Below are 16,379 nucleotides of genomic sequence, written 5' to 3' on the forward strand. Positions count from 1 at the left end.
AAGCTATGAAGAGAAAGGTTGCATTTTTGTTATGCGCAGTGCTGACAGTGTCAGCTGTTTTTACCGGATGTGGAAGTTCAAATGGAGATTCAGAGGGAGACAGTAAGAGCGCATCAAAAGAATCCGGAGGTACGAAATGGGCATCCACGGATGAGACATTTAATCCCCTCGAAGAGGAGGATGCCATTACTTTTGAAGAGCTAAGGGAAAAAGCGGGAGATATTGCGGCATCAGACAAAGAATTCAGTTTTGCGGGAAATGTAAAAGCGTTTGAAAATGTAGTGTGGCAGGAAATAGCTAACGGGTATGAAGGATTTGCAAAGGACGCAGAAACGGCAGGCAGGAAGCTTACAGTAGACACCACATCCCCTATGGGAGAGGATGATGAAGAAGGGCAGCTCTCTATCCTGAAGGATCAAGTGAGGCAGGGTGTGAATGCTGTGCTTTTATCACCTATTTCTGACGCTAACTGCCTTCCGGGGATCGAGGCGGCCCATGATGCGGATATCCCGGTATTTGCAGTGAATAATGAATTTAATGGCGCAGACATGTTTGTGGGACCCAATTCCCTGGAACAGGGACAGATCGCGGCAGAATGGGTAAACGAGAAAATAGGCGGAAAAGGAGAAGTCGCAATCGTCATGGGGATGGCGAAAACAGGTGTGACGAGAAACAGAACGGAAGGATTTGAAGGCTGGTTTAAAGAGAACAATAAGGACGTCGAGGTTGTTGCCAAGCAAAATGCTGACTGGGACCGCTCCAAGGCAAAGGATGTAGCGGCTACCTTTCTGAAGACATACCCAGAGCTGAAAGCAATTTTCTGCAATAATGATGTCATGGCCCTTGGGGTCGTTGAAGCGGTGAAAGAGGCAAATCTGGAGCTGAATAAGGATATCTATGTAGTTGGGTGCGACGGACAGTCAGAAGCATACGACTCCATCCGTGCGGGAGAGATGGCAGCGACAATTGATTCTTTCCCATACTATGAGGGATATATGGCAGCTGAAGTTTGTTATCGCTGGATGATCGGACAAGATGTGCCGCGTGTTGTATTTACACCCAGTAAGATGCTGGATTCTGAGAATGTAGATAACACAGCAGAAGAAAATCTGGGATGGGAAAATCCGGTATTTGAATAAAAGGGGCTGGCTGTCTGCCGGTGCTGTTATGCCCGGCAGGGCTGCCTTTGGCTGCATCTTCCAGAGGCGGCCGAATCAGAAAGGAGCAGTGTTTTGTGAGTGATACGATGATTCGTTTTGATAATATACAGAAAAGGTTTCCCGGGGTTTATGCTTTAAAAGGAGTGTCATTCTCGGTAAAAAAAGGGGAGGTACATGCACTTCTCGGGGAAAACGGAGCAGGAAAATCGACACTGCTGAATATTCTCCACGGTGTCTTTACTGCTACAGACGGAGACGTTTATATAGGGGAAGAGAAAGTGAACTTTGAGACCCCTGTCGAGGCGCTGAAGTATGGAATTGCAAAGGTACATCAGGAGATACATATGGTAGAATGTCTGTCCGTAGGACAGAATATCGCACTGGGGTTTGAAATGCAGAAGCACGGGATGCTGGATTATCAGGACATTTACAGAAAAACAGATGAAATACTAAAACAGCTGGGCTGCAGGTTCAAAAGTAAAGACAGCATCAGCGGGCTGAGTGTGGGGGAACTCCAGATGATAGCCATAGCCAAATCGCTTTATCATAATGCAAAGATTATATCGTTTGATGAGCCTACGGCATCTCTTTCTAATGCAGAGACAGAGAAATTGTTTGCAATTATTGAAGACTTAAAGAAAAAAGGAATTACAATACTGTATATCAGCCATAAACTGGATGAGATCTTCCGCATTGCCGATCGGGCAACGATCCTGCGGGATGGGACTTATATCATGACAACAAAGGTTGCGGACATCACAAAGGAAGAATTGATTAAAAATATGGTTGGGCGTGATGTTTCCAGCTATGCTGTACGACTGAAACCATCCTGTGTGCAGGAGGAGGTTGTGCTGGATGTTCGGAAACTCTGTGGGAATGGTTTCAGTGATATCAGCTTCGTACTTCACAAAGGCGAAATCCTTGGCGTTTCAGGCCTGGTGGGCGCCAAACGCACGGAAGTCATGAGGGCTGTTTTCGGAATAGATAAAAAAATAAGCGGGGAGGTTTTCGTACATGGGAAACCGACAGATATAAAATCTCCTCAGGATGCACTTAAAAATGGAATTGGCCTGATATCGGAAAATAGAAAGAGTGAGGGTTTTGTCCCTGTTATGAGCAATGCCATGAATATGGGGCTGGCAGCCCTTCCTTCTTTTTATAAGGGGATCGGTTTAGATAAACAACTTATTTATAAGAGCTTTGAAACCTATGGTAATAAGGTACAGCTCAACATTATGGACCCGGAGCATCTGACACAGAATTTGTCAGGCGGAAATCAGCAGAAGGTAATCCTGGCAAAATGGCTGGCAACAAGTGTAGATATCCTTATTTTCGATGAGCCGACCAAGGGAGTGGATGTGGGTGCAAAGGCTGAGATATATGCTTTGATGGAAGAATTTGTGGCGGAAGGAAAATCGATTATTATGATTTCTTCGGAGCTTCCTGAGGTCATTGGGATGAGTGACAGAATTATTGTATTAAAGGAAGGGCGCATGTCGGCTCAGGTAAACAGGGACGAGTTCAGTGAAACTGTATTGCTGGGACATGCGATAGGTGAGTAGTGAGATGGAAAAGTTGAGAAAAGTCATGAAGTCATATACGCGGGAATTATCCACTTTGCTGGCACTTATGATTATTATTGTGATATTTTCTGCCATAGCTCCAAGATATCTAGAGATCAGCAACTTGATGGATATTGTGGAGCAGGGGACGGTAAACGGATTTCTTGCAATCGGTGTTACCTGCGCTATTATCACGGGAGGCATTGACCTGTCGGTGGGTTCTGCCATGGCGGTCAGTATTGTCACATGCGGCAGGCTTGCCGTGGCGGGAGTACCGCCTCTGGCTGTTGTAGTCATAGGCCTGGGGCTCGGGGCATTAATCGGAACAATCAACGGTCTGCTTGTCACAAAAATGAAATTGCAGCCATTTATTGCCACAATGGGAACAAACAGTGTTCTCAGGGGAATTGCCTACTTAATTACCGGTGGCTGGCCAGTGCTGAATATTCCGAAGGAATTCCGTCAGATATTCCAGTATTCGATAGTGCCGAATCTGAGAATGTCAATGATCGTACTTGTGCTGATGGCAGTGGTATATTCATTTATTCTCAAGAAAAGAAAAACTGGTGTGTACATATATGCAATTGGGTCAAATGAAGAGGCAACGAAGCTTTCCGGTGTGAACACAGATAAATTTAAGATTATGGCATACATGCTATGCAGTATGGGCGCGGCAATGGCCGGTATGGTAACGCTTGCCCGGCTGGGAACAGGGGAGCCTACAGGCGGCGAGGGATACGAACTGAATGCAATCGCGGCTGCGGCAATCGGAGGCACCAGTCTGGCAGGAGGAAAGGGAAGCATACTGGGGACAGTTCTGGGTGCTCTGATTCTCTCGGCACTTAAAATCGGACTGGTAGTGGTAGGCATGGACACCTTCTATCAGTATATTGCAACCGGATTGATTATTATCGTAGCTGTATATCTTGAAGTTGTACAGCAGAAAGTTTCGGGAATTTTTTCAAAGAAAAAGAAAGCTGCACAAAGAGCTTAAATAAAGAAAGGGTGTGACTGATGAGTCGCACCTTTTTTTCTGACACCAAGATCTTGTTCTGCGGTGTGCTGAATTGGGAAGGCGGACACCCCCGGATGGGGATAGGGACAGGAAAAAAGGTCCCCAAAAGCCCCGGAAAAAGCGTCAGAAAAAAAGTGTATTTATCACCCATAGGGGGGCTTGCAAAGAAAAATACCAGGATTTATGCTGTGCATATGCCAATTGTGAAATAGACGGCACAGGACTGGCAATACGCAAGGAGGAGACTATGGGACTGGATCATGTAATAAAGGTAATTGGTGACTATTGGGATGAACATTCTTCTGAATTTGATAAGGAGCATGACACGGAAGACAGCAAGGCGTGGGAAACCACTTTATCAGAGCTTATAGGAAAGGATACCAATAAAAGTATAGTGGATTTGGGAACTGGAACAGGATTTCTGGCAAATATGACTGCCCGGCTGGGCTATCCCACCGTGGGCATAGACCTGTCCAGGGAGATGATGAAATATGCTGTCCGTCATGGAAAGAAATGCGGTTCCCCGGCTGTGTACATGGAGGGAAGTGCACTGGAACTGCCGTTTATGGAAGATTCTGTGGATTACATAATAAACGCGCGTCTGCTCTGGACTCTGATAGAGCCCAAAAAGGCCCTGAAAGAGTGGTGCCGGGTAATCCGTCCGGGAGGAAAGGTAATGTGTTTTAACCGGATGCAGGATGGAGTTGGACTCACTGTCTGGAAAGATAATATTTATCAGGACAGGGAAACAGACCGCAGTCTGGAAATAATGAGTGCCGGGATGGAGGAGCTGCGGGAATTGGTGGAGAACAGCGGTTTTGCAGAAGTAGAAATCAGAAAGCTGCCGGGGCTTACAAGACCTGGATACAACTATGAGCCGTGGTTTGTGCTTATGGGGACTAAGCATTGAGTGGAGACTTGAAAGAATAATCTAAGAATTCAGGAGGAGTTTATGAATTACAAAGGAATAACAAAGGTGTTGGCAGCAGGGCTGTGCATAGCTATGCTGGCAGGATGCGGTGACAACAAATCAACAGAACCGAAAACTGACACAGATGCTTCCCGGGAGACAGGTAAGGAAGAGGCCAAAGACAGTGCTTCGGATAAGAAGGTGCTTCGCCTGGCATTTCCTTCCACCATTACGTCTCTCGACGTAATGGATGGAGACGGCGCTACTATGCTGAAAGAAGTAGCGGGTGTCATTGAGACTTTAGTGAACGTAGATTCTAATTTTGAGCTTCAGCCCTCTCTTGCCACAGAGTGGGAGCGCACAGGAGATAAGACCTGGGTATTCAAATTGAGGGATGATGTTACATTTCATGACGGAACCTCATTTAATGCGGAAGCAGTTAAATGGTGTCTGGACAGAAGTTTGAAGGATAACGAGTCTCTCAGACAAACAACAGGGATTGACACCGTGGAGGTTATAGACGACTATACAGTGCAGTTTGCTATGATTGAGCCTACCGGTGAACTTCCGGAGGCATTTACGAATGTAGGTACGGCCATTGTAGCAAAATCATCTGTAAACGATGCAGGAGAATTCGTGACAGCCGTAGGAACCGGGTATTTTAAACAGGAGAGCTTTGATGTTGGTTCCGGTACATTTACCTGTGTCCCTTATGACGGATATTATAAAGACGTCAAAACCAATGTAACAGAACGAAAGATAGTGAGCATAGCGGATGCCAGCACCCGCTCTCTCTCTGCCCAGAATCATGAGATAGATGTCGCCACAGATGTTCCCTTCAGTGATTTGGAGACGCTGAAGGATGCGGATGGGATACAGGTGCAGCAGTTTAACACCGCCAGGACCTATTTTTATTCCTATAATGTGAATAAAGAGTATCTGAAAGATGCAAATGTGAGGAAAGCTTTGATCTATGCCATCAACAGAGATGAGTTGGTGAAAGACGTATTGCTGGGAGTAGGCGCAGTACCAGAGGGTATATTTATCAAAGATATGCCATGGGCCAACATAGAAGTAGACAATTATGATTACGATGCTGAGAAAGCAAAAGCTATGCTGGAGGCAGCAGGGTATAAGGACAGTGACGGAGACGGAATCCTGGATAAAAATGGGGAAAAACTGTCGCTGAATATAGTAACTGGTTCCCGCCGCCCGGGAAACGCGCTGATTGCCCAGGCAACCCAGGGATATTTTGAGAACATCGGGGTTGAGGCTGCCGTAGAGGTGCTGGACGGAAATGCATACAATGAAGTGATTGAAAAGGGCAGCTTTGATCTCTGTCTGAATTCAGCGGCAACTGGCTATGTGCCATCTGCTTCCTACTACCTGGAAACCTATTATCATTCCAAAAGCAGCAATGGGAAGAACATCGGATACTCTAATCCGGAACTTGACAGGCTGATAGAACAGTGCAAGGCTGCCGACAGAGGAGAGGAAAAAAATGAGCTGAGCAGGAAAGCCCAGGCAATCGCTCAGGAAGATGCAGTTGTCTACACGGTAGCAGACTATGGTGCGGTTTTTGTACTTTCGGATGCGGTTGAGAACTTCTCGTACAGCGCTGCGGTGCATGATTTTATCGTTCCGAATGAAGTTAGTTTAAAATAGATAGTAAAAGGGGGCTGATAAAAAGCTCCCTTCTTTATTATAAAGAACAGGAGGAACACAATGGCAAAATACATAGTAAAAAGATTGGGCGTTGTATTTATCGTGCTGTGGCTGGTATCTACTTTGACTTATTTTATGGTGCACATTACCCCGGGAGACACAGCGAAAGCAATTATTGTCTCCGTATACGGGGAAGATGCAGTATCAGAAGAGACCCTTGAGCGGGTAAGAGATAAATTTGATTTGAACAGGCTTGTATATGTGCAGTATCTGGAGTGGCTGAAGGATGTGGCGACAGGAAATCTGGGAACATCCTATCAATATGATAAACCAGTGCTTCAGATGCTGGCCGTCAGGGTTTTGAATACCATTGTGCTGGGGGGAGCGGCATTTCTTCTCTCTGTAATCATTGCACTGCCCATAGGAATACTCAGCGCCCTTCGTCATAATGGTATTCTGGATCATGGAGTCAGGGGATTTGTACTATTGACTTCCTCCTTCCCATCCTTTTGGATTGCACTGATTTTAATTATCATATTTTCTATTCGGCTGAAATTGCTGCCTGTAAGCGGAATGACAGGGGCGGCCAGCATCGTTTTGCCTGCTGTGACCTTATCTGTTGGTATGGTTGCAACAACAACCAGAATGATGCGGTCCAGTATGCTGGATGTACTGGGACAGGATTATATCACGGTGGCAAAACTCAAGGGATTAAAACCGGGGAAAATAGTATGGGGACATGCCATCCGCAATGCAATTCCCCCTATTGTAACCGTTCTAGGGTTACAGATTGGCCATATTCTTGGAGGCGCCGTTATTGTAGAAAATATTTTTTCCTGGCCGGGGATCGGCGCTTTGTTTATTGATGCGGTAAACGCTAAGGACTTGCCTATGATAGAAGGATGCGTCCTTTTGATTACTTTTGGATATGCCATAGTGAATGTAATTGTAGATATCATATATGCATGTATCGATCCCAGGGTGAGATATACGGGAGGAGAGAGAGCATGAGACAAATTCGGAGTTTTTTCAATATGCTGACCCGTAAAAATATAATTTTGATTTTAGGTATTATCATCACCGGATGTATGTTTGTGATCGTAATCTTCGCACCCTATCTGGAGATGTATGATCCTACAAAGATGTCTCTTGGAGATAAATTCATTCCTCCCTGCAGAGAACATTGGTTTGGTACCGACCATATGGGGAGAGATATTCTAAGCAGGGTCATTGAAGGATCCCGGGTATCTCTGACAACAGCTGTGGCAGTAGTGCTTGTAAGCGCAGCGCTGGGGACGGGAATCGGATTGGTATCAGGATTTTTCGGCGGTTTTATGGATATGATACTGATGAGGCTGGTAGATGTACTGCTGGCGTTTCCCACCATTGTATTTGCGCTGGCGATATCAACTCTGCTGGGTACAGGTCAGGGGAATCTGATTCTAGCGATCTGCTGTGTCCAGTGGGTGAGGTATGCAAGAATCGCAAGAGGTGAGGCAATTCTATTAAAGAATGCGGAATATATTGAGGCTGCAAAAGCCATAGGGAGCAGTAATCTGCAGTTGCTGGCAAAATACTTTTTCCCCAATGTTATTTCTAAAATCCTAATTATGGTTTCCCTGGATATTGGCAGTATTATCTTATATTGTGCGTCATTAAGCTTTTTGGGACTGGGGGCCCAGCCTCCTTCGCCGGACTGGGGGGTAATGATAAGCGACGGAAAGAATTATATGCAGTATGCTCCCTGGATGACACTGTTTCCGGGACTTGCTATTGCAGTCTCGGCCCTCGGATTTAATATGATGGGGGACGGTATCAGGGATCTGCTGGATCCCAGAATTAGAGAGTCAGTGCAGTCGGAGTGAGGAGGATGAAATGAAGGATTTATTACAGGTTAAGGATCTGAATGTAGGATTTCTGGTAGAGAAGAGAGAGGTTCAGGTACTGAGAAATGTTTCCTTTTCTATTGGAGAGGGAGAGATTCTGGGAGTAATCGGAGAGACCGGATGCGGAAAGTCTGTGACAGGAAGTGCGGTTCTCCGGCTGCTTCCCGAAAATGCCCTGGTAAAAGGCGAGATATTGTATAAAGGGAAAGAAATTTTATATATGGGGGAGGAAAACTACCGTGAACTCAGGGGAAAAGAGATTTCTGCAATTCCCCAAAGTCCCGGTACCTCTCTGAATCCTATGATGAGGGTTGGAAACCAGGTGGCTGAATGCATCACGGGAAAAGTAAAAAGAAAAAGCGTCCGTACTGCTGTATATGATATTTTCAGGCGTCTGCAGCTTCCCGGAAAGGACAGATGCTACGGAAATTACCCGTGGGAACTGAGCGGAGGTATGTGCCAGCGGGTGCTGATTGGCATGGGAATGATAACACATGCCCGTCTGCTGATTGTTGACGAGCCTACGAAAGCCATAGACTGGGCTCTCCGGAAAGAGGTTGCGGATATCCTGCTGAGGTTAAAACAGGAAATGGGGTGTGCTATGATGATGATTACCCATGATATTGGGGTGGCAAGTTATGTGGCAGATCGTGTGGCGGTCATGTACTGTGGTGAGATCGTAGAAGTAGGCAAAACAGAAGACATTCTGCATCATCCAATCCACCCATATACCAGAGGTCTTATCCGGGCTATGCCTGCCAATGGATTTGAGGTAATGGAAGGGTTCATGCCTTCTTTTTCAGAACTGCCCGAGGGATGTAAATTCTGTACAAGATGCAGGTACAGAGATGCAGTGTGCAGCCACTCTCAGGAGATGGAGGAGGCGGATACCGGACACTGGGTGAGATGCCGCCGCTGGGGAGAGATAATAAAAAGCAGGGAGGAACAGCTATGCTCTTAGAAGTAAACCACGTAAGCAAAGAGTACCGGTCAGGCGTCATCCGCACCCGGACAGTCCATGCGGTGCAGGATGTGTGCTTTGAAATGAAAAAGGGTGAGATTTTCGGACTGATCGGCGGAAGCGGCTGCGGCAAAACTACCATTACAAAAATGATCCTGGGATTATTAAAACCATCAGAGGGAAGCATTCTGTTTGAGGGCAGAGATCTTACAAAACTGAGGAAAAAAGAGTGGAAGGAGGTGCACAGAGACATCCAGGTTGTGTTCCAGCATCCCCAGATGACATTTAATCCAAGAGGGACCATCCGGTTCGCCTGTACCGAACCGGCGTCCAATTACGGTCTGGTGAAAACCAGGGGGGAGAGGGACCGTCTGGCGGAGGAATTAATGGAGCAGGTTGGACTCACCAGGGACCAGCTTAAGAAATATCCCCATGAAATCAGCGGAGGACAGGCTCAGAGACTCTCTATTATCAGAGCACTGTCACTAAATCCGAAATTATTAATCTGCGATGAACCTACATCGATGCTGGATGTGTCTGTACAGGCGCAGATTCTCAGTTTGCTGAAAAGCAAACACCGGGAACAGGGGCTTGCCATGCTGTTTATCTCTCATGATTTGGAGGTGGTACAGTCTTTTTGCAGCAGGGTGGCTGTGATGAATAACGGAAAGATCGTTGAATCAGGGGCTGTAAAGGATGTGTTTTCTAATCCGCAGCATGTATATACAAAGAAACTGCTGCGATCTTATATGCACTGTTAAATACGCCGTAAGAGTGTGAGTCAGAACTTGGAAATGGGCTGCCGGTGAGGGAAGGCATTGGCTGATTAGTAAAATAGATTTTCCCTTGTGTATTCTGCCGGATCCCATTATAATGAAGAATAGTACGATTAATTGAAAGAAGGTGAAGCTGTGGTTGAATTAGATCAATTCAAATATACATTGAATACGTACGCAGAACCATTAGTGGAAGTGGGGGATTCACTTTGACTTGGCTAACAAGGAAAAGCGGATTCAGGAATTAGAAAGAGAAATGGAAGCTCCCGGCTTCTGGGATGACACAGAGCGCTCCCAGAAGATGATGAAGGAATTAAAGGGAATGAAAGATGATATGGACACGTATCATCGTCTGAAAACCCAAATGGAAGACATGGAACTGATGATCGAGATGGGATATGAGGAAAATGATCCCGCGGTTATCCCGGAGATTCAGGAAATGCTGGAAGAGTTCACAAGGGATTTTGAAGATATTCGGATTAAGATTCTTCTGTCAGGGGAGTATGATAAGAATGATGCCATTGTAACGCTCCATGCAGGTGCAGGGGGAACCGAGTCCTGTGACTGGGCCGGCATGCTGTACCGGATGTATGGAAAATGGGCAGATAAGCATGGATTTACTACAGAGGTCATTGACTATCTGGACGGCGATGAGGCCGGGATTAAGTCGGTAACCTTTGAGGTAAGAGGGATCAATGCCTATGGATATCTGAAATCGGAAAAAGGGGTCCACCGACTGGTACGGATCTCTCCTTTTAATGCAGCGGGGAAACGCCAGACGTCTTTCGTGTCCTGCGATGTGATGCCGGACATTGATGAAGATATTGATATTGAGATTCGTGACGAGGATCTAAGAATCGACACCTACCGATCCAGCGGCGCCGGAGGACAGCATATTAATAAGACGTCTTCGGCCATCCGGATCACCCATCTGCCTACCAATATTGTAGTGCAGTGTCAGAATGAGCGCTCCCAGCATATGAACAAAGATAAGGCCATGCAGATGTTAAAAGCAAAGCTCTATCTTTTAAAACAGCAGGAAAATGAAGAAAAGCTTTCCGGCATCAGAGGAGAGGTGTCAGAGATTGGCTGGGGAAATCAGATTCGTTCCTATGTGATGCAGCCGTATACTATGGTCAAGGATCACAGGACCAGCGCGGAAACAGGCAATGTGGATGCTGTTATGGACGGGGATCTGGATTTATTTATCAATGCATATCTCAAATGGATAACCCTTTCCAAAAAAGACTTGCAGAACTAAGCAGTTTATGCTAATATCTTTTGTGGAAAAACAAATGTATTTCGTGAACGAACAAGGTGATAGACATGTCTGAAAAAAGTAAGTACTTTGTAATAAAAGAGAAGGCTGTGCCGGAGGTACTGGCAAAGGTGGTAGAGGCTAAGCGGCTGCTGGATTCCAAAAAGGGGATGACTGTGCAGGAAGCTACAGAGCAGGTTGGAATCAGCAGAAGCTCTTTTTATAAATACAAGGATGATATTTTCCCCTTTCATGAGAATGCCAGAGGTAAGACCATTACCTTCATTATTCAGATGGATGATGAACCCGGTCTGCTCTCTGAAGTGCTGCAGGCCATTGCCGAGAATCACGGAAATATTCTGACGATACATCAGAGTATCCCCATCAATGGAATTGCCAGTCTGACGTTAAGTGTGGATATTCTCCCCAACAGGGGAGACGCGGAAGCTATGGTGGATGATATCGAAGCATGTCAGGGTGTACATTATTTAAAAATACTAGGCAGGGAGTGAAAAAACGATGATTAATATCGCAGTGTTAGGGTATGGAACGGTTGGTTCCGGAGTTGTGGAGGTTATCAGGACGAACCACACCAGTATTAATAAAAAAGCCGGTGAGTATATTAATATTAAATATGTTCTGGATTTGAGAGACTTTCCGGGGGATCCGGTGGAGGAAGTTCTGGTACATGATTTTGAGACTATTATAAACGATCCGGAGATACAAATCGTAGTAGAAGTTATGGGCGGAGTGGAACCGGCATATACCTTTACAAAAAGGGCGCTGGAAGCCGGTAAGAGCGTATGTACTTCCAATAAAGAGTTAGTGGCAAAGCATGGGGTAGAGCTCCTTGCGATAGCGAAAGAAAGGGATATCAATTATCTCTTTGAGGCAAGCTGCGGCGGCGGAATTCCTATCATACGTCCCCTGAATTCTTCTTTAACAGCGGACGAAATAGATGAGATCACTGGTATCTTAAACGGTACTACAAACTATATCTTGTCCCAGATGGCAGAAAATGGGTCTGATTTTGATGAAGTATTAAAGGATGCCCAGGACAAGGGATACGCAGAGCGCAACCCTGAGGCGGATGTGGAAGGCTATGATGCCTGCCGTAAGATTGCTATTCTTTCTTCTCTGGCCTTCGGGGATCATGTGGACTATGAGGATATTTATACAGAAGGTATTACTAAGATAACAGCTACAGATATCAAGTATGCCAAGGTTATGGGCACCAGCATTAAGCTGCTGGCCACCAGCAAAAAGGTGGGAGACAAGTTCTATGCCATGGTATCTCCTGTTATGATTGACCGCAAAAGTCCGCTTTACAGTGTGAATGATGTATTTAATGCTATTTTTGTGCACGGCAATGTGCTGGGAGATGCCATGTTCTATGGCAGCGGCGCCGGCAAACTTCCCACTGCCAGTGCAGTGGTGGCGGATGTGGTAGACTGTGCAAAGCATCTTCACAGAAATATTATGATGAGCTGGAGCAGCAAGAAGTTAGATCTTATGGATGTGGAAGAAGTAAAGAACCGTTTCTTTGTCCGGGTGAAAGGAAGCATGACCGGTGATATCTCTAAGGTGGAAGAAGTATTCGGAAATGTACAGCCCTATGGAGTGGCAGATGTGGCAGATGAGTTCGGATTCCTGACGGAAGAGATGACAGAGAAAGAGTTCAGGGAGAAAGCTGCCCGCGTGGAAGGCGTGATCAGCAGAATCAGAGCAAGAGTATAGGAGTAAAATCATGAAATATATAGTGGTGTTAGGCGATGGTATGGCCGATGAACCATTGGAGGCGCTCGGCCTTAAAACGCCGCTGGAGTATGCCGACACGAAAGCCATGGACGCAATGTCAAAAAAGGCTGAGATCGGCCTGGTACATACCATACCGGAAGGGATGACTCCCGGCAGTGATACGGCAAATCTTTCCGTGCTGGGTTATGATCCCAAGATCTATTATTCCGGCCGTTCTCCCCTGGAGGCACTTAGCATCGGTGTGGATATGAAGCCCGATGATGTGGCTCTTAGATGTAATATTGTAACCATAACCGAAGAGGATAAGCCCTATGAGGAGCAGAGAATTATGGATCACAGCTCCGGGGAAATCAGTACCGCGGATGCTAAAATCCTGCTGGAGGCTGTAACCAGCGAGCTTTCAGATGAGATTTACCAATTTTATCTGGGAACCAGCTACCGTCACTGTCTGATCTGGGCTAAGGGAAGCGTGGTGCCTCTGACCCCTCCCCATGATGTACTGACCCAAGTGATAGGGCAGTATCTTCCTCAGGACGAGAAGCTTCGCTACATGCAGAAGAGGAGCTATGAGATTTTAAAGGACCATCCAGTGAATCTGGAACGAAAGGCGAAAGGATTGAACCCTGCTAATAGTTTCTGGTTCTGGGGCGCAGGCACCCGTCCGGCCTTGTCGTCTTTTGAGGATAAATACCACAAAAAGGGTGTTATGATTTCCGCGGTTGATCTGCTAAAGGGTATTGCGGCAGGAGCGGGTATGCATAATATATCGGTAGAGGGCGCCAACGGAGGGCTTCATACTAATTACGAAGGGAAGGCCCAGGCAGCAGTGGATGCACTGACAAAGGACGGATATGATTTTGCATATATCCATGTGGAGGCACCCGATGAGATGGGGCACCAGGGAAGTGTAGAGAGAAAGGTACAGGCTATTGAATATCTGGACAAGAGAGTGATTCAGTATGTGAAAGATCGTATGGATGCTTCAGGGGAAGACTATCGTATGATGGTACTTCCGGATCATCCCACTCCAATCTGTGTGAGAACTCATACAGGGAATCCAGTGCCGTATATGCTCTATGACAGTACAAAGCTTCAGGATAATGCCTGGAACTACAATGAAAAAGAAGCCGGAGCCAGCGGCAATGTTATTGCCCACGGCTATGAGCTGATGGATTATTTGTTTGCCAGATAAATAGGGTGAAAAGATATACCTGGCTGCGATTTGCCGAGAGTAAATGCAGCCAGGTTTTTTGCAGATATTCATAATTGGAGGTAACTATGCTGATTGTTAAAAAGTTCGGAGGGACCTCGGTTGCTGACAAAGAGAGGATTTTTCATGTGGCAGGCCGGTGTGCCGAAGAGTATAAAAAGGGAAATGACGTTGTTGTAGTGCTTTCGGCCATGGGAAAATATACGGATGAATTGATTGAAAAGGCCAAAGACATCAATCCCAATCCACCCAAAAGAGAGATGGATATGCTGTTTACCATCGGTGAACAAATGTCTGTGTCTCTCATGGCAATGGCTATGAACCAGCTGGGGGTTCCGGCGGTGTCTCTCAACGCCTTTCAGGTTCCAATGTATACCACCAGCAATTACGGCAGCGCCAGGCTGAAAAGAATTGACAGCGATCGCATCCGCAATGAGTTGGAAAACAGGCGAATTGTTATTGTCACCGGCTTTCAGGGAGTCAACAAATACAATGATTATACCACTCTGGGCAGAGGGGGTTCGGATACCACAGCAGTTGCACTGGCAGCGGTACTCCACGCAGATGCCTGTGAGATTTATACAGACGTAGACGGAGTTTACACGGCAGATCCCCGAATAGTAAAGACAGCCAGGAAAATGGCAGAGATCACTTATGACGAGATGCTGGATCTGGCCACTCTTGGAGCTGGGGTACTGCACAACCGATCCGTGGAAATGGCAAAGAAATACGGCGTGCCTCTGGTGGTACGCTCCAGTCTGAATGACTCAGAGGGTACTGTGATTAAGGAGGAAGTAAAAGTGGAACGAATGCTCATCACCGGGGTGGCCCTGGATAAAAATGCAGACCGGATCTCAGTTATCGGCTTAAAAGACGAACCGGGAATCGCATTTAAATTATTTGATACACTGGCAAAAAAGAACATCAATGTAGATGTAATTCTTCAATCCATTGGCAGGAACAATACAAAAGATATCTCCTTTACCGTAGCGGATACCGATCTGGAAGAGGCAGTGCAGGCAATCCGTGAATCCGGAAGATTTGCTTATGATGAAGTAAAATATAAGACAGATATTGCAAAGCTCTCCGTAGTTGGTGCCGGGATGATGTCCAATCCCGGGGTGGCGGCAAAAATGTTTGAGAGCCTGTATAATGAGGGAATTAACATTAATATGATTTCCACCTCAGAGATACGTGTAACCGTACTCATTGAAGAAAAAGATGCAGAGAAAGCTATGAATGCAGTACATGATGCCTTTGGGCTTGCCGAATAAGGGACAGGCCGGTCTGATTTTGGGACGTGTTCTTTCTAGAAAGAACACGTCCCAAAATCACTTCAAAAAAGCCGCTCATCAAATGAGCAGCTTTTTTATTTTATACAATTATCCAATATTGTTATAATTTCCATAATTGTTTTCATATTCAGAATGTACCTCCTGAACCGGTTCGTCAAGTTCTCCTGTCACATCCAGGTAGAAAAAGACCTGGGTTGCCGTCATGTAGGGTACTACCCATAAAAGCCCAATGTAGCAGGAAAATACAGATAATACCAGCATTCCCAGAAAGCTTAGTTCAATGTACAGCAGGCGTCCTCTGTACCCTTTCAGCAGCCTTAAGCTTTCCTTCAGGGAGTCCAGAGCTCCTAGTTCCGGATTATCCAGAAGCATAGGAATAGAGAGGAAAAACAGCAATTTCACAAATAGATTCACCAGACCGCCTGCCAGTGTAGTTCCCAGCATAATCAGATTCAGGGAGAGGTTGGTCATCCGCTCCGGATGCTGATAGTAAGTCATCAAGGCAGCATACAGGGGAACCTGTACAATGAATCCCGGAATGGACTGCAAAAACGCAGAGATAATGATCCTATCCGGATGATGGGAAAAGGCATAGGCAATATCCCCTGCGCGAAATGGCTGGTTCCTGCACAGATTCAGGTGAAGCTTAAAAAAACCGGCGGAGAATACGGAGAGGATCAAGGAGATAACAATGGTAAATATCTGCTCCATCACCATGGTTGAAATGCTGTAGCCCCCAAAAAGTGCGGTAGACAGCATGTATAGGGAGACGGCGATTACCGCCAGCAGAAGAAAGCCGGCCATAGGTGTTCCGTATTTTCCATTCAGCGCCATTCTGGCTGATTGCTTCAATTGGGCGGATGTTCTTTTCATAGATGTTACGACCTTTCCTGTAGGATTAAATGTTCCATGTTATTATAGCA

At 46.1% G+C, this 16,379-nt stretch carries 15 protein-coding genes; 14 read left to right on the forward strand and 1 reads right to left on the reverse strand.

Features of this window, described 5'->3' with window-relative positions; translation table 11 throughout:
* The first annotated feature begins 5 nt into the window (after nucleotides 1-5).
* The 14 genes from GKG41_RS11130 (at nucleotide 6) to GKG41_RS11195 (ending at nucleotide 15,435) form a co-directional block, all read left to right on the forward strand.
* Nucleotides 6-1,139: a substrate-binding domain-containing protein gene (locus GKG41_RS11130; protein ID WP_154258634.1), complete on the forward strand. Its 1,134-nt coding sequence runs from the start codon at nucleotides 6-8 to the stop codon at nucleotides 1,137-1,139.
* A gap of 95 nt (nucleotides 1,140-1,234) precedes the next feature.
* Nucleotides 1,235-2,722 carry a sugar ABC transporter ATP-binding protein gene (locus GKG41_RS11135; protein ID WP_347563310.1) on the forward strand — a complete coding sequence of 496 codons (1,488 nt, stop codon included), beginning with the start codon at nucleotides 1,235-1,237 and terminating at the stop codon, nucleotides 2,720-2,722.
* A gap of 4 nt (nucleotides 2,723-2,726) precedes the next feature.
* The gene (locus GKG41_RS11140; protein WP_154258635.1) at nucleotides 2,727-3,716 is read left to right on the forward strand and encodes an ABC transporter permease; all 990 of its coding nucleotides are present in this window, start codon (nucleotides 2,727-2,729) and stop codon (nucleotides 3,714-3,716) included.
* A gap of 268 nt (nucleotides 3,717-3,984) precedes the next feature.
* Complete coding sequence (locus tag GKG41_RS11145; protein ID WP_154258636.1) at nucleotides 3,985-4,647, forward strand: class I SAM-dependent methyltransferase; 663 nt, start codon at nucleotides 3,985-3,987, stop codon at nucleotides 4,645-4,647.
* Nucleotides 4,648-4,689: 42 nt separating this feature from the next.
* Nucleotides 4,690-6,312, forward strand: coding sequence for an ABC transporter substrate-binding protein (locus tag GKG41_RS11150; protein WP_154258638.1), 1,623 nt, complete (start codon nucleotides 4,690-4,692; stop codon nucleotides 6,310-6,312).
* A gap of 60 nt (nucleotides 6,313-6,372) precedes the next feature.
* On the forward strand, nucleotides 6,373-7,323 hold the full coding sequence (locus GKG41_RS11155) for an ABC transporter permease (protein ID WP_154258640.1): 951 nt from the start codon (nucleotides 6,373-6,375) through the stop codon (nucleotides 7,321-7,323).
* On the forward strand, nucleotides 7,320-8,177 hold the full coding sequence (nikC, locus tag GKG41_RS11160) for a nickel transporter permease (protein WP_154258642.1): 858 nt from the start codon (nucleotides 7,320-7,322) through the stop codon (nucleotides 8,175-8,177). Before GKG41_RS11155 ends, nikC begins: the two co-directional genes overlap by 4 nt.
* Nucleotides 8,178-8,187: 10 nt before the next feature.
* Nucleotides 8,188-9,159 (forward strand): ABC transporter ATP-binding protein, encoded by a 972-nt coding sequence (locus GKG41_RS11165; RefSeq protein ID WP_154258644.1) that lies wholly within the window; start codon nucleotides 8,188-8,190, stop codon nucleotides 9,157-9,159.
* Nucleotides 9,150-9,920, forward strand: coding sequence for an ATP-binding cassette domain-containing protein (locus GKG41_RS11170; protein WP_154258646.1), 771 nt, complete (start codon nucleotides 9,150-9,152; stop codon nucleotides 9,918-9,920). Before GKG41_RS11165 ends, GKG41_RS11170 begins: the two co-directional genes overlap by 10 nt.
* Before the next feature lie 150 nt (nucleotides 9,921-10,070).
* Nucleotides 10,071-11,196, forward strand: a protein-coding gene (prfB, locus tag GKG41_RS11175) for a peptide chain release factor 2 (protein ID WP_226902258.1) whose coding sequence is annotated in 2 segments (ribosomal slippage) — nucleotides 10,071-10,145 and nucleotides 10,147-11,196 — 1,125 coding nt in all. Because the reading frame shifts where the segments join, the coding sequence is not laid out codon by codon here.
* A 65-nt stretch (nucleotides 11,197-11,261) separates the two neighbouring features.
* Nucleotides 11,262-11,705: an ACT domain-containing protein gene (locus tag GKG41_RS11180; RefSeq protein WP_072849632.1), complete on the forward strand. Its 444-nt coding sequence runs from the start codon at nucleotides 11,262-11,264 to the stop codon at nucleotides 11,703-11,705.
* Between the two features lie 7 nt (nucleotides 11,706-11,712).
* A complete protein-coding gene (locus tag GKG41_RS11185; RefSeq protein ID WP_154258650.1) occupies nucleotides 11,713-12,930 on the forward strand; it encodes a homoserine dehydrogenase in 1,218 nt (405 codons plus the stop codon).
* A 10-nt stretch (nucleotides 12,931-12,940) separates the two neighbouring features.
* A complete protein-coding gene (locus tag GKG41_RS11190; RefSeq protein WP_154258652.1) occupies nucleotides 12,941-14,143 on the forward strand; it encodes a cofactor-independent phosphoglycerate mutase in 1,203 nt (400 codons plus the stop codon).
* 86 nt (nucleotides 14,144-14,229) lie between these two features.
* Entirely contained in the window at nucleotides 14,230-15,435 is a 1,206-nt protein-coding gene (locus tag GKG41_RS11195; RefSeq protein ID WP_154258654.1) for an aspartate kinase, read from the forward strand.
* A gap of 108 nt (nucleotides 15,436-15,543) precedes the next feature.
* Here GKG41_RS11195 and GKG41_RS11200 read toward each other — a convergent pair whose 3' ends face one another.
* Complete coding sequence (locus GKG41_RS11200) at nucleotides 15,544-16,329, reverse strand: DUF975 family protein (protein ID WP_154258656.1); 786 nt, start codon at nucleotides 16,327-16,329, stop codon at nucleotides 15,544-15,546.
* Nucleotides 16,330-16,379: the final 50 nt, after the last annotated feature.

The sequence above is a fragment of the Lactonifactor sp. BIOML-A5 genome (assembly GCF_009677585.1).
In the GTDB taxonomy this organism is placed as follows: domain Bacteria; phylum Bacillota; class Clostridia; order Lachnospirales; family Lachnospiraceae; genus Lactonifactor.